15 protein-coding genes are annotated in these 12,979 nt (G+C 73.6%); 4 read left to right on the top strand and 11 right to left on the bottom strand.

What is annotated here, in order from left to right:
• Positions 1 to 47 precede the first annotated feature (47 nt).
• The 8 genes from hisF to hisD are packed head-to-tail and all read right to left on the bottom strand — an operon-like array spanning position 48 to position 5,775.
• Entirely contained in the window at positions 48 to 803 is a 756-nt protein-coding gene (gene hisF / locus E6R18_RS03390) for an imidazole glycerol phosphate synthase subunit HisF (RefSeq protein ID WP_136315321.1), read from the bottom strand.
• A complete protein-coding gene (locus E6R18_RS03385) occupies positions 800 to 1,198 on the bottom strand; it encodes a RidA family protein (protein ID WP_136315320.1) in 399 nt (132 codons plus the stop codon). Before E6R18_RS03385 ends, hisF begins: the two co-directional genes overlap by 4 nt.
• Positions 1,195 to 1,920, bottom strand: coding sequence for a bifunctional 1-(5-phosphoribosyl)-5-((5-phosphoribosylamino)methylideneamino)imidazole-4-carboxamide isomerase/phosphoribosylanthranilate isomerase PriA (gene priA / locus E6R18_RS03380; protein WP_136315319.1), 726 nt, complete (start codon positions 1,918 to 1,920; stop codon positions 1,195 to 1,197). Before priA ends, E6R18_RS03385 begins: the two co-directional genes overlap by 4 nt.
• The gene (gene hisH / locus E6R18_RS03375; RefSeq protein ID WP_136315318.1) at positions 1,920 to 2,561 is read right to left on the bottom strand and encodes an imidazole glycerol phosphate synthase subunit HisH; all 642 of its coding nucleotides are present in this window, start codon (positions 2,559 to 2,561) and stop codon (positions 1,920 to 1,922) included. The genes priA and hisH overlap by 1 nt, the downstream gene beginning before the upstream one ends.
• A gap of 10 nt (positions 2,562 to 2,571) precedes the next feature.
• The gene (locus E6R18_RS33940) at positions 2,572 to 2,739 is read right to left on the bottom strand and encodes a hypothetical protein (protein ID WP_018518714.1); all 168 of its coding nucleotides are present in this window, start codon (positions 2,737 to 2,739) and stop codon (positions 2,572 to 2,574) included.
• Positions 2,736 to 3,332 (bottom strand): imidazoleglycerol-phosphate dehydratase HisB, encoded by a 597-nt coding sequence (gene hisB / locus E6R18_RS03370; RefSeq protein ID WP_037786278.1) that lies wholly within the window; start codon positions 3,330 to 3,332, stop codon positions 2,736 to 2,738. The genes E6R18_RS33940 and hisB overlap by 4 nt, the downstream gene beginning before the upstream one ends.
• On the bottom strand, positions 3,329 to 4,456 hold the full coding sequence (locus E6R18_RS03365; RefSeq protein ID WP_136315317.1) for a histidinol-phosphate transaminase: 1,128 nt from the start codon (positions 4,454 to 4,456) through the stop codon (positions 3,329 to 3,331). The genes hisB and E6R18_RS03365 overlap by 4 nt, the downstream gene beginning before the upstream one ends.
• Positions 4,453 to 5,775, bottom strand: coding sequence for a histidinol dehydrogenase (hisD, locus tag E6R18_RS03360; RefSeq protein ID WP_136315316.1), 1,323 nt, complete (start codon positions 5,773 to 5,775; stop codon positions 4,453 to 4,455). Before hisD ends, E6R18_RS03365 begins: the two co-directional genes overlap by 4 nt.
• A gap of 146 nt (positions 5,776 to 5,921) precedes the next feature.
• Between hisD and E6R18_RS03355 the strand changes: the two genes are divergently transcribed.
• The 4 genes from E6R18_RS03355 (at position 5,922) to ybaK (ending at position 10,059) form a co-directional block, all read left to right on the top strand.
• The gene (locus E6R18_RS03355; RefSeq protein ID WP_136315315.1) at positions 5,922 to 7,523 is read left to right on the top strand and encodes an oxidoreductase; all 1,602 of its coding nucleotides are present in this window, start codon (positions 5,922 to 5,924) and stop codon (positions 7,521 to 7,523) included.
• 220 nt (positions 7,524 to 7,743) lie between these two features.
• A complete protein-coding gene (locus E6R18_RS03350; protein ID WP_136315314.1) occupies positions 7,744 to 8,781 on the top strand; it encodes a hypothetical protein in 1,038 nt (345 codons plus the stop codon).
• A 5-nt stretch (positions 8,782 to 8,786) separates the two neighbouring features.
• On the top strand, positions 8,787 to 9,530 hold the full coding sequence (locus E6R18_RS03345; protein WP_136315313.1) for an LON peptidase substrate-binding domain-containing protein: 744 nt from the start codon (positions 8,787 to 8,789) through the stop codon (positions 9,528 to 9,530).
• A gap of 25 nt (positions 9,531 to 9,555) precedes the next feature.
• A complete protein-coding gene (ybaK, locus tag E6R18_RS03340; RefSeq protein ID WP_136315312.1) occupies positions 9,556 to 10,059 on the top strand; it encodes a Cys-tRNA(Pro) deacylase in 504 nt (167 codons plus the stop codon).
• A 212-nt stretch (positions 10,060 to 10,271) separates the two neighbouring features.
• On the opposite strand, the gene E6R18_RS03335 is transcribed toward ybaK, so the two are convergent.
• Genes E6R18_RS03335 through E6R18_RS03325 form a run of 3 tightly spaced genes read right to left on the bottom strand, consistent with a single transcriptional unit; the run spans position 10,272 to position 12,854 of the window.
• Entirely contained in the window at positions 10,272 to 11,063 is a 792-nt protein-coding gene (locus tag E6R18_RS03335; protein WP_136315311.1) for an ABC transporter permease, read from the bottom strand.
• A 34-nt stretch (positions 11,064 to 11,097) separates the two neighbouring features.
• On the bottom strand, positions 11,098 to 11,883 hold the full coding sequence (locus E6R18_RS03330) for an ABC transporter permease (RefSeq protein ID WP_136315310.1): 786 nt from the start codon (positions 11,881 to 11,883) through the stop codon (positions 11,098 to 11,100).
• Positions 11,880 to 12,854, bottom strand: a complete 975-nt coding sequence (locus E6R18_RS03325) for an ABC transporter ATP-binding protein (RefSeq protein WP_136315405.1) — start codon at positions 12,852 to 12,854, stop codon at positions 11,880 to 11,882. Before E6R18_RS03325 ends, E6R18_RS03330 begins: the two co-directional genes overlap by 4 nt.
• Positions 12,855 to 12,979: the final 125 nt, after the last annotated feature.

The raw sequence follows: 12,979 nt of genomic DNA, 5'->3' as shown, positions 1-12,979 counted from the left end.
CCCGAGGAGGGGCGCCCCGGGCTGTGCGCCCGCACAACCGGTCCGGGTCAGCGGACCGGGTGTCCGGCCTCCTTGAGGGCGCCCTTGACCTCGGAGATCCGCAGGTCGCCGAAGTGGAAGACGGACGCGGCCAGGACCGCGTCGGCCCCGGCGCCGATGGCCGGGGCGAAGTCCGCGAGCCGGCCCGCGCCGCCGGAGGCGATGACGGGGACCCGGACGTGCTCGCGTACGGCGGCGATCATCTCGGTGTCGTAGCCGTCCTTCGTGCCGTCGGCGTCCATCGAGTTGAGCAGGATCTCGCCGGCGCCGAGCTCGGCGGCCCGGTGGGCCCACTCGACGGCGTCGATGCCGGTGCCCTTGCGGCCGCCGTGCGTGGTGACCTCGAAGGTGCCGGCGGGGGTGCGCCGGGCGTCCACGGAGAGCACCAGGACCTGGCGGCCGAAGCGCTCGGCGATCTCCCGGATCAGCTCCGGCCGGGCGATGGCCGCCGTGTTGACGCCGACCTTGTCCGCGCCGGCCCGCAGCAGCTTGTCGACGTCGTCCGGGGTGCGGACGCCGCCGCCGACGGTGAGCGGGATGAATACCTGCTCGGCGGTGCGGCGCACCACGTCGTAGGTGGTCTCCCGGTCGCCGCTGGAGGCGGTGATGTCCAGGAAGGTCAGCTCGTCGGCGCCTTCGGCGTCGTACAGCTTCGCCATCTCGACGGGGTCGCCCGCGTCACGCAGGTTCTGGAAGTTGACGCCCTTGACGACCCGGCCCTTGTCCACGTCGAGGCAGGGGATGACGCGTACCGCGAGGCTCATCGCGCACCCGCCCGGTATGCCTCGACCTCGACCTCGACGACGAGGCCGGGGTCCACGAAGCCGGACACGACGATCATGGTGGCGGCGGGGCGCACGGCGTCGAACAGCTCCTTGTGGGCGCGGCCGACCTCCTCCGTGTCCCGGGCGTGCATGACGTACATCCGGGTGCGGACGACGTCCTCGCGGCCCAGGCCCAGCTCCTTCAGCGCCTCGAAGGCGACCTGGAAGGCGGTGACGGTCTGCTCGTAGGGGCCGCCGGGGGCGATCTCGCCGCCCACCACCGACGTACAGCCGGCCACCAGCACCAGGCCGTTCGGCAGTTCGACCGCGCGGGAGTAGCCGAACCTCTCCTCCCACGGGGCGCCGGAGGAGACGCGGCGTACGGAGTCGGTCATACGGAGACCGCCTTCAGGGCCTCCTCCAGCGTGAACGCCTTCGCGTACAGCGCCTTCCCGACGATCGCGCCCTCGACGCCTTCGGGGACGAGCAGGGAGATCGCCCGCAGGTCGTCGAGGCAGGAGACTCCGCCCGAGGCGACGACGGGGCGGTCGGTGGCCGCGCAGACGTCCCTCAGCAGGCCCAGGTTGGGGCCCTGGAGCGTGCCGTCCTTGGCGATGTCGGTGACGACGTAGCGGGCGCAGCCCTCGGAGTCGAGGCGGGCGAGCGTCTCGTAGAGGTCGCCGCCGTCGCGGGTCCAGCCGCGGCCGCGCAGCGTGGTGCCGCGCACGTCGAGGCCGACGGCGATCTTGTCGCCGTGCTCGGCGATGACCTTGGCGACCCACTCGGGGGTCTCCAGGGCGGCGGTGCCGAGGTTGACCCGGCGGCAGCCGGTGGCCAGGGCGGCGGCGAGCGAGGCGTCGTCGCGGATGCCGCCGGACAGCTCGACCTTGATGTCCATGGCGCCGGCCACCTCGGCGATGAGCGCGCGGTTGTCGCCGGTGCCGAAGGCGGCGTCCAGGTCGACCAGGTGCAGCCACTCGGCGCCGGCGCGCTGCCAGGCGAGTGCGGCCTCCAGCGGGGAGCCGTAGGAGGTCTCGGAGCCGGACTCGCCGTGCACCAGGCGGACCGCCTGGCCGTCGCGGACGTCTACGGCGGGGAGCAGTTCAAGCTTCGGCATTACAGCGTCTCGATCCAGTTGGTCAGCAGCTGGGCGCCGGCATCGCCGGACTTCTCGGGGTGGAACTGGGTGGCCCACAGCGCGCCGTTCTCCACGGCCGCCACGAACCGTTCGCCGTGCGTGGCCCAGGTGACCCTGGGGGCACGGATCTTCGCGTTGGTGACTTCGAGGCTCCAGTCGTGCGCCGCGTAGGAGTGCACGAAGTAGTACCGGGCCTCGGGGTCGAGTCCGGCGAACAGCTGGGATTCCTCGGGGGCTTCGACGGTGTTCCAGCCCATGTGCGGGACGACGTCGGCCTTCAGCGGGCCGACCGTGCCGGGCCACTCGTCCAGGCCATCCGTCTCGACGCCGTGCTCGATGCCGCGCTCGAACAGGATCTGCATGCCGACGCAGATGCCCATGACGGGGCGCCCGCCGGCCAGCCTGCGGCCGATGACCCACTCGCCGCGGGCCTTCTTCAGGCCCTCCATGCACGCCGAGAACGCGCCGACGCCGGGCACCAGCAGCCCGTCGGCGTTCATCGCCGCGTCGAAGTCGCGGGTGATCTCGACGTCCGCGCCGACGTGGGCGAGGGCGCGCTCGGCGGAACGGACGTTGCCGAAGCCGTAGTCGAAGACGACGACCTTCTTCTTCGTGTCCACGTGTCGGCCCCTAGTCCCAGAGTCCCTGGATGCGCAGGACGCCCGCCACCAGGCACATCAGGGAGGCGATGGCGAGCAGGACGATGACGCCCTTGGGCATGCCCTGCTTGGAGAAGGAGTAGACCCCGCCGGCCAGGAACAGGCCGACCAGGATCAGGATGGTGTTGAGGCCGGTCACAGGGCGCCCTTCGTGGAGGGGAGGATTCCGGCCGCGCGCGGGTCGTGCTCGCTGGCGTAGCGCAGGGCGCGGGCGAGCGCCTTGAACTGGCACTCCACGATGTGGTGCGCGTTGCGCCCGTACGGGACGTGGACGTGCAGGGCGATCTGCGCCTGCGCGACGAAGGACTCCAGGATGTGCCGGGTCATCGTCGTGTCGTACGCGCCGATCATCGGCGCCATGTTCTCGGGCTCGGTGTGCACCAGGTAGGGGCGGCCGGAGAGGTCGACGGTGACCTGGGCGAGCGACTCGTCCAGCGGGACGGTGCAGTTGCCGAAGCGGTAGATGCCGACCTTGTCGCCGAGTGCCTGCTTGAAGGCGGCGCCGAGCGCGAGGGCGGTGTCCTCGATGGTGTGGTGGGAGTCGATGTGCAGGTCGCCGTCGGTCTTGACGGTGAGGTCGAACAGACCGTGCCGGCCGAGCTGGTCGAGCATGTGGTCGTAGAAGCCGACCCCGGTCGCGACATCGACCTTGCCGGTGCCGTCGAGGTTGATCTCGACCAGCACGGACGTTTCCTTCGTGGTGCGTTCCACGCGGCCTACGCGGGGGCTCATGCGTCGTGCTCCTTCTTGATTTCGCGAACCGCGTCGAGGAACGCGTCGTTCTCTGCCGGGGTCCCCGCGGAGACCCGCAGCCATCCCGGTACGCCGTTGTCCCGGACCAGGACGCCCCGGTCGAGGATCTGCCGCCAGGCGGTGTGGTTGTCGGCGAAGCGGCCGAACTGGACGAAGTTGGCGTCCGATTCGGTGACGTCGAAGCCGAGGGCGCGCAGCTCGGTGACGATCCGGTCGCGCTCGCTCTTGAGCTGCGCGACGTACCCGAGGAGCGTATCGGTGTGCTCCAGGGCGGCGAGCGCGGTGGCCTGGGTGACGGAGGACAGGTGGTAGGGCAGCCGCACCAGCTGGACCGCGTCCACGACGGCCGGGTCGGCGGCGAGGTAGCCCAGGCGGAGCCCGGCGGCGCCGAACGCCTTCGACATGGTCCGCGAGAGGACCAGGTGGCGGCGGCCCTCGATCAGCGGGAGCAGCGAGGGGTGGTGGCTGAATTCGCCGTACGCCTCGTCCACCACGACCATCGACGGCTTGGCGGCCTGCGCCGCGTCGTACAGCGCGAGGACGGTCTCGGCGTCGACGGCGGTGCCGGTGGGGTTGTTGGGGGAGGTGATGAAGACGACGTCGGGGCGGCGCTCGGCGATGACCGCGCGGGCGGCGTCCACGTCGATGGTGAAGTCCTCGTTGCGCGGTCCGGAGATCCAGCCGGTTCCGGTGCCGCGGGCGATGAGGGCGTGCATGGAGTACGAGGGCTCGAAGCCGATCGCGGTGCGCCCGGGTCCGCCGAAGGTCTGCAGCAGCTGCTGGAGCACCTCGTTGGAGCCGTTCGCCGCCCACACGTTGGCGGTCTCGACCCGGTGCCCGGCGGTGCGGGTGAGGTAGCGGGCGAGCTCGGTGCGCAGTTCGACGGCGTTGCGGTCGGGGTAGCGGTTGAGGTCGCGGGCGGCCTCGCGGACCCGTTCGGCGATGCGGTCGACCAGCGCCTCGGGCAGCGGGTAGGGGTTCTCGTTGGTGTTGAGGCGCACGGGTACGTCGAGCTGGGGCGCCCCGTACGGGGACTGGCCGCGCAGTTCGTCGCGGATGGGGAGCTCGTCCCAGGCGTTGCGCGCGGTGCTGTCGTTCGTCACTGCTGCGGAACCTTCCAGCCGAACCTGGCCTTGAGGGCGGCGCCGTGGGCGGGGAGGTCCTCCGCCTCGGCGAGGGTCACGACGTGGTGGGTGACCTCGGCGAGCGCGTCGCGCGTGTAGTCGACGATGTGAATGCCGCGCAGGAAGGACTGCACGGACAGGCCCGAGGAGTGGCAGGCGCAGCCGCCGGTGGGCAGGACGTGGTTGGAGCCGGCGCAGTAGTCGCCGAGCGAGACCGGCGACCAGGGGCCGACGAAGACCGCCCCGGCGTTGCGGACCCGGTCGGCGACGGCGGCGGCGTCGGCGGTCTGGATCTCCAGGTGCTCGGCGGCGTACGCGTTGACGACCGTGAGCCCGTCCTCCAGGTCGTTGACCAGGACGATCGCGGACTGCCGGCCGGCCAGCGCGGGCTCGATGCGCTCCTTGACGTGCTTGGTCGCGGCGACCTGCCCGGCCAGTTCGGCCTCGGTGGCGGCGGCCAGCTCCTCGGAGTCGGTGACCAGGACGGCGGCGGCCATCGGGTCGTGCTCGGCCTGGCTGATCAGGTCGGCGGCGACGTGCACCGGGTCGGCGCCGGCGTCGGCGAGGATCGCGATCTCGGTGGGGCCGGCCTCGGCGTCGATGCCGATGCGGCCCTTGAGGAGGCGCTTGGCGGCGGCGACGTAGATGTTGCCGGGGCCGGTGACCAGGTCGACGGGCAGGCAGTCCTCGGTGCCGTACGCGAACATCGCGACGGCCTGGGCGCCGCCTGCCGCGTAGACCTCGTCCACGCCGAGCAGGGCGCAGGCGGCCAGGATGGTGGGGTGCGGCAGACCGCCGAAGCCGCTCTGCGGCGGGGACGCGACGGCGACGCCCTCGACGCCCGCCTCCTGGGCGGGCACCACGTTCATCACCACGGACGAGGGATAGACCGAACGTCCGCCCGGCACGTAAAGACCGACGCGCTCGACCGGCACCCACTTCTCGGTGACGGTGCCGCCGGGGACGACCTGGGTGGTGTGCGTGGTGCGGCGCTGGGCGCGGTGGACGAGGCGGGCGCGGCGGACCGACTCCTCCAGGGCGGCGCGGACGGCCGGATCGAGCTCTTCGAGCGCCCGGGCGAGGGCGGCGGCGGGCACCCGGACCGACTCGATCCGGACGCCGTCGAACTTCTCCCCCCAGTCGATCACTGCCGCCGAGCCGCGATGGCGCACGTCCTCGCAGATGGGCCGCACCGTCTCCAGGGCGGCTTCCACGTCGAACTCGGCACGGGGCAGCAGGTCGCGCAGGGCGCCGCCCTCGGGGAGGGCATCGCCGCGCAGATCGATTCGAGAGATCACACCGCAATTCTCGCAGACCGCCGCGAGCGCCCGGACGGCCGTATCACTGGCTGATACACGCCCACGCTGTGACGGCTGACTAAGTGCGTTCATCCGGTCACTCAGTGGGAATAACGGGATCACGCCTCCGAACGAAAGGGGCACCGGTGACGGAGCGGCACGACGGGGATCTTCCGGACGGCCTCAGCGCAGCCGAGCTGGGCATGTGGCAGTCCTTCCGGAACGGCACGACCTACGACCTGCGGGCCCGCGACAAGGCCCGCGACGACCCTTTCGCCCCGCACGAGTGGGGGCCCGAGCGCAGTGTGGAGGCCCGGGTCGTGGCGCGGCTGCTGCTGAGCGGTCCGCCGGCCCGGCCCGGCCGGGTGACGGCCCTGAAGCTGAGGGGCGTACGGATCACGGGAAAACTGGACCTGGCGGGCGGGCGCGTCGATCCGTACGTGGAGCTGACGGGCTGCCGGTTCGACGAGGAGGTGGCGTTCCCCGAGTGCCACTTCACGACCCTGCGCCTGGTGGGGTGCGCGGTGCCTCGGCTGGAGGCGGCCCGGCTGCGCACCGAGGGCGATCTGCATCTGCCGCGCTGCCGGGTGGAGCGCGGCATCCGCCTCACGGACGCGCAGATCGGTACGGACCTGCTGCTCAGCCAGATCGACATCGGCCCGGACCGGCAGGGGCGGGCGCTGCTCGGGGACGGGCTGACGGTCGCCCAGGACCTCCAGGCCGAGATGATCGAGACGCTGGGCGAGCTGAGCCTGCGCGGGGCGAAGGTGGGCGGTTCGCTGAGCCTGCGCGGCAGCCGGCTGCGCGCAGGCCGGGGCCGCCGCGCGCTGAACGCACCGCAGCTGAGCGTCGAGCGGACGCTGTACATGAGCGAGGCGTGGGTCAGCGTGGACACGGGGAACCAGGGCACCACTCCCCCGTACGGCATCGCCACCTCGCCGACCCCGGCGCGCGGCACCCGCTCGCAGGTGTTCCGCTGCCGGGGCGGGGTGCGCCTGGACGACGGCCGGTTCGGTGACGCGGTGGACCTGCACAAGGCGGTCTTCGTGCTGGACACGCACGAGGAGCTGTCGCTGCGCCGGACGGTCACCCCGGAACTGCGGTTCAACCCCGAGCGCCCGGCCCGGGGGCGGGTCGTGCTCAGCGGGGCGAAGGTCGTCACGCTGATCGACGTGTCGACGAGCTGGCCGGGGCCCGGCGGCCTGGCGATGGGCGGGTTCGTCTACGAGAACCTCGTCCCGTACGGGCACTTCCCGCTCTCCCGGCGCCTGGAGTGGGTGGCGGCGGCCACCCCGGAGTACGTGCCGGAGCCGTACGAGCGGCTGGCGGCCGTGCTGCGCGGCAGCGGCGAGGACGCGGACGCCCGGGAGGTGCTGCTCGCCAAGCAGCGCCGCCGCCGCGAGACACTGCCGCCCGCCGGGAAGCTCTGGGGCTACCTCCAGGACTGGACGGTGGCGTACGGCTACCGGCCGGGGCGGGCGGCGGTGTGGATGGCGGTGCTGTGGGCGGCGGGGACGCTGGCGTTCTCCCGGTACGACCCGGCCTCGCTCAAGGGCGAGGAGCATCCGCAGTGGAACGCGGCGCTGTACGCGCTGGATCTGCTCATCCCGGTGATCGACCTCGGCCAGGACGGCTACTGGCGGATGGAGGGCGGCTGGCAGTGGATGGCCGCGTCGCTGATCCTGCTGGGCTGGATACTGGCCACCACGGTCGCGGCCGGCGCCTCCCGGCTGCTGCGCCGCGGCTGACGGCCGCACCGGCGGCGGAGGCGGCACGCCCTTGCCCGGCGGGCCGCACGGTCACCCTCCGGCGCGGGGCGGACCACGGACCTTCTGCCCAGCACCGGCGAGTATCAGCCAGAATCCGCGCTTTCCTTTACTTCTTCTTGACTGGGCCCCGGGCAACCATCCACTCAGCACCAAAGCTTCACAGCGCTCCCCTGGCGCCCGCCCCCACCAGCGCTTTTCAATGGTCTGCACCATGCCTTTCCTCCGCGCTCTGCTCCGTACCGCGCGCGTGATCCGGAACACCCCGGCGCTGTCCTCCGGGTTGCCCGCGGACCACGCGGTGCTGCTCGACGCCCCCGACGAGCGGCTGTCGCCCGCACTGGTGGCCGCCGCCGCCGGGGAGTACGAACCGGCCGCGAAGCTGCTGGCCACCACCCGGGACGGCGCCGAGTGGGAGAGCAGGGACCGCTATCTGAAGCGGCTCGTCGCGTTCGCCCGCAGCCGGGACGGCTGGCTCGGCCACTGGCTGTCCGCCGCCCCGCACGACCCCGACGCGCTGCTGGTCAAGGCCCAGCTCGCCGTCGACCGCGCCTGGGAGTCGCCGGCCCGTGCGGAGCAGCTGCGTGAGGTGGGGCCGGTGATCACGGCCGCCGTGCAGAGCGATCCGCGGGACCCGGTGCCCTGGCGCCTCGCGCTGGACCACGCCCGGGGCACGCAGGCCACGCACACCACGTTCGAGGCGCTGTGGGAGCAGGCGCTGCTGCGCTCCACACACCACTACGGCTGCCATGTCGCGGCCCTCCAGTACCTCTCGGCCGCCTGGTACGGCTCGCACCGCGAGTGCTTCGACTTCGCCGAGCGGGCCGCCGAGGACTCGCTGCCCAGCTCCCTGGTCCAGGCACTGCCGCTGCGGGCCGCGTTCGCGATGCTGGCCGAGGGGTCCGGGGCCCGGTCCACCTCGGTGCAGGAGGAGCGGATCGACGCGGCGGCGGACCTGGCGATCGCGCTGTCCGCCGCCTTCGCACCCGGCGACCCGTGGCCGGCCGAGGTGCGCAACCTCCTCGCGTACGTGCTGGTGGCACGGGGCCGGTGGGCCGAGGCGCTGGAGCAGTTCCGGCGGATCGGGCCGCACGCGGCCTCGTTCCCGTGGGCCTCGGTGTCCGGCGATCCGCTGGGCCGGTTCCTCGACGCGCGGGACAGCGCCCGGCTCCGGGTGGCCTCCGCGACACCGCTGCGCCATGGGGCCGGACGAGGACGGGCGCGCGGCCATTACGCTTGACCGCTGTGACCACCGCTCGCCTGCCTCTGTTTCCGCTGAACGCGGTGCTGTTCCCCGGCCTCGTGCTGCCCCTCAACGTCTTCGAGGAGCGATATCGCGCCATGATGCGTGAGCTCCTCACCATCGACGAGGACGAACCGCGCCGTTTCGCCGTGGTCGCCATCCGCGACGGCCGCGAGACCGCCGCCACGGGCGTCGGCATGCCGGAGGCGGTGCGGGGGCCCGTCGAACGCGGCCCGGCGGACGGCTTCGGCACCGACCCCGTCCAGGCGCTGCACCGGGTGGGCTGCATCGCCGACGCGGCGACCATCCGGGAACGCGCGGACGGCAGCTACGAGGTCCTGGCCACCGGCACCACCCGCGTCCGGCTCCTCTCGGTGGACGCGAGCGGCCCGTACCTCATGGCCGAGCTGGAGGAGCTGGAGGAGGACCCGGGCGACGAGGCGGGCCCGCTCGCCCAGGGCGTCCTGCGGGCCTTCCGGGGCTACCAGAAGCGGCTGGCCGGGGCGAGCGAGCAGTCCCTCACCACGGGCGCCGACCTGCCCGACGACCCGTCCGTCGTCTCCTACCTGGTCGCCTCCGCCGTGGTCCTCGACGTCCCCGCCAGGCAGCGCCTGCTCCAGGCCACGGACACCGCGACCCGGCTCCGCGAGGAACTGAAACTCCTGCGCTCGGAGACCGCGGTCATCCGGCACCTTCCGTCGCTCCCGGCGGTGGACCTGACCGTCGCCCCGACCCACCCCAACTGACCGAGCGACCGGAGAACCGCGCCCCGTGGCGAAGAAGCAGAAGAAGCAGGCCCAGTCCGGCGGCACCCCCGCCACGGTCGCCCTGACCGCGGCGGGCACCACGTTCACGGTGCACGCCTACGAGCACGACCCCGCGTCCCCGTCCTACGGCGAGGAGGCGGCCGAAGCCCTGGGCGTCTCCCCCGACCGCGTCTTCAAGACCCTGGTGGCCGACGTGGACGGCCGTCTGACGGTGGCGGTGGTCCCGGTGGCCGGCTCCCTCGACCTCAAGGCCCTGGCCTCGGCGGTGGGCGGCAAACGCGCCACGATGGCGGACCCGGCCGCGGCGGAACGCACCACGGGCTACGTACGGGGCGGAATCTCCCCCCTGGGCCAACGCAAACGCCTCCCCACGGTCCTGGACGCGTCGGCCCGCACCCACGCGACGATCTGCGTGTCGGCGGGCCGCCGGGGCCTGGAGGTGGAACTGTCCCCCGAGGACCTGGCGGCGCTGACGGGGGCGGTGTTCGCGGAGATCGGGCGCCCGTAGTCCGAGAGGCCCCCGCCCTCCGACGCCCCGGTTCCGTCCTCAATCGCCGGACGAGCTGGAAAATCCAGCCCGTCCGGCCGCTCCCAGCCCGTCCGGCCGCTCCCAGCCCGTCCGACCACTTCCAGCCCGTCCGGCGATTGAGGACCGGGGCCCGGGGCGGAGCCCCGGTTTCGGGAAGGGGCGGGTAGGGGAAAAGCCCCGCGCAGCGCCCTTCAACCCCCCGTAGCCGGCCCAGACCCAGCCGCCCCGGACGACCCAGCCGCCCCAGACGCCGGCCCAGACCCAGCCGCCCCGGACGACCCAGCCGCCCCAGACGCCGGCGCCGAAGGCGCCGAAGGCGCAGTCGCCCCCCAACCCCCCGCGTAGGCCCCCCACTCCCCCTCGAACTCCCGCGGCCCGAACACCGCCGTAACCCCCAGATGCACCGCCATCGCCGCCAGCCCCCAGGCCAGCAACGCCCCCTTCGCGTGCAGCTCCAGCGGCGCATCGAAGATCACGCCCTTGCCGACCTCACGCGCATGGGCCACCACGTCGTCCGTCGGTCCCAGCCGCGTCCCGACCTGCCAGGCCAGCACCGGCCCGAGCACACTGCCCACCCCGAGCCCGAGGGACAGCAGGATTCCGCCGCGCCGCTGGAACCAGAAGACCAGGGCCCCCGAGACCGCCCCGAACGCCAGCCCGAGCAGGGCGAACGTGCCGTCGGCCCCGATCGCCTCCTCGCCCTCGCTGTCGCTGAGGAAGACCGCCGTGTTGTCGGAGACGAGCGGCACCCGGGGAGCCAGCCACAGCCACAGGAGCCCCATCAGCACGCCCGCGACGGTCACCGCCGCCGCGGCGACGCCCGCCCGGCGCAGGTCCGCGCCCAGGTCGCTCCCGTGCTCCGCCTCCGAAGGGGCCCAGTGGGGGCCGCGGGGGTCGAAGGGCCCGCCCCCGGCCGGCGGCTTCTGCCAGTCGTGGTGGTCGTCGGACGAGGGCCGGTGCGGCGGCGTCAGAGGTGCGGTCACCGTGCCATCGTGCCAGGCGCCCGCCCGCCGCGCCTCACCGGACCGCTGCCCTGCGGTACGCCCAGGTGGCCACGGCGAGCGAGAGCACGCCGACGACGGCGCAGACGGCCAGGTCGAGGGCGACGACCGCCCAGTCGGGGTGGGCGTCGAAGGACCGGGAGAGCGCCTCGACCCCGTACGTGGACGGCAGCAGATCGCGCGCCCAGCCGATCGGCCCCGGCAGCCGGTCGGCGGGCAGGATGCCCAGCAGCAGCGCGGCGGACATGCCCAGCTGCCCCAGCAGCGTGGCGAGTTCCTGGCGCGGCGCGAGGAGCCCGAGGGCGGCGCCGAGGCCGGAGAGCGCCGCCCCGGAGAGCGGGACGACGGCGACGAGCACCCAGAGGTGGACCATCGGCAGCCCGAACAGCACGCTGCCGGTGACGGCGGTGACGATGGTGCCGGGCACGGTGAAGGAGGCGTACGCCCCGGCCGCGCCGAGCACCACGGCGGCGGGCGGCACCGGCAGGGTCGCGTAGTGGTCGAGGCCCCCGCCGGCCCTCAGCTGCCCGAAGTACTGGGCGAGCAGGTTCAGGGCGACGAAGGCGACGACCAGGACGCTGGACCCGGCCACGACGGCCCGCGCCTCGGAGCCGCCGTCCACGACCCCGCGCATCAGGACCATGATCCCTACGGACTGGAACGTCGCGACGAACAGCAGCGGGATGCGGGCCACCCGGGCCCGGGAGAGCTGGGCCCGGTAGACGGCCGCGAGCGAGGGGAACAGCCGGGCCCTGGGCGCGAGTGCCGCCTCTGCCCCGGCCACCGCACCGATGGCGCTCATGCCTTCACCAGTCCCTTGGTCGCGCCGCCGCCGAGGGCGAGGTAGACGTCTTCCAGGCTCGGCGTCGCCAGGCTGAAGTCGTCGAGCGCGGCGAAGGCCGCGCCACCGGTCACCGCGGCGACCGCCGCCCGGGCCTCGTCGGGCGCGAGCCGCAGCGCCCAGCGGCGCCCGGACTCCTGCGCGCAGGCGCGCAGGGCCGCGACCTCGGGGATCTCCAGCGGGGCGCGTTCGCGCCACACCAGCTCGACCCGGACCTCGCCGGCGACGCGCTCCTTGAGCCCGGCGGGGGTGTCGCAGGCGATGACCTTGCCGCGTTCGAGGACGGCGACGCGGTCGAGGACGGTCTCGGCCTCGATGACGTTGTGGGTGACCAGCAGGACCGTCGCACCGCGCTCGGCGCGCCTGCGGTCGACGGCGGCCCAGACGGCGCGCCGGGCCACCGGGTCCATGCCGGTCGTCGGTTCGTCCAGGACGAGCACGGGACGCTCCCCGACGAGCGCGGCGGCCACGCAGGCCAGCCGCCGCTGGCCGCCGGAGAGCTTCTTCAGGGGCCGGCCGGCGATGTCGGCGAGGCCGAGTTCGTCCAGGACGGCGTCGCGCTCGGCCCGGGCCTCGCGCACCGGGAGCCCGCGCAGCCGCCCGGTGGTCTCGGCGGCGAGGGCGACGGTCAGCTCGTCCAGCGCGGTGGACTCCTGCCCGAGGTAGCCGATCAGCCGGGAGGCCCGCTCGGGGTGGCGTACGAGGTCGTGGCCCAGCATGTCGACGCTGCCGGAGTCGGGCCGCATGAGACCGGTGAGCTGCCGTACGAGGGTGGACTTCCCGGCACCGTTGGGGCCGAGCAGCCCGAAGATCTCGCCGCGCCGGACGTCGAGGCTGATGCCGTCGGTGGCGCGCACTTCCGGGGTCGCGGGCGTGCCGCGGCGGCCCCGGGCCGGGGGGTAGGTCTTCACCAGGTCACGCACCGCGCACACGGTGCCGGTCGTTGTCGGCGCCTGTGCTGTCCCCGTACTCACGAGGTACGAGGGTACGGGGTCCGGGGACCGGCATTACGCCCGGGGCCGCACCGATCGGACATCAACGCGGCAGACAGCGGGAG

Origin of the sequence: Streptomyces sp. A1277 (genome assembly GCF_004795015.1) — a bacterium.
In the GTDB taxonomy this organism is placed as follows: Bacteria; Actinomycetota; Actinomycetes; order Streptomycetales; family Streptomycetaceae; genus Streptomyces.
The sequence above is the reverse complement of the archived record's forward strand: the minus strand, read 5'-3'. Positions and strand labels throughout refer to the sequence as shown.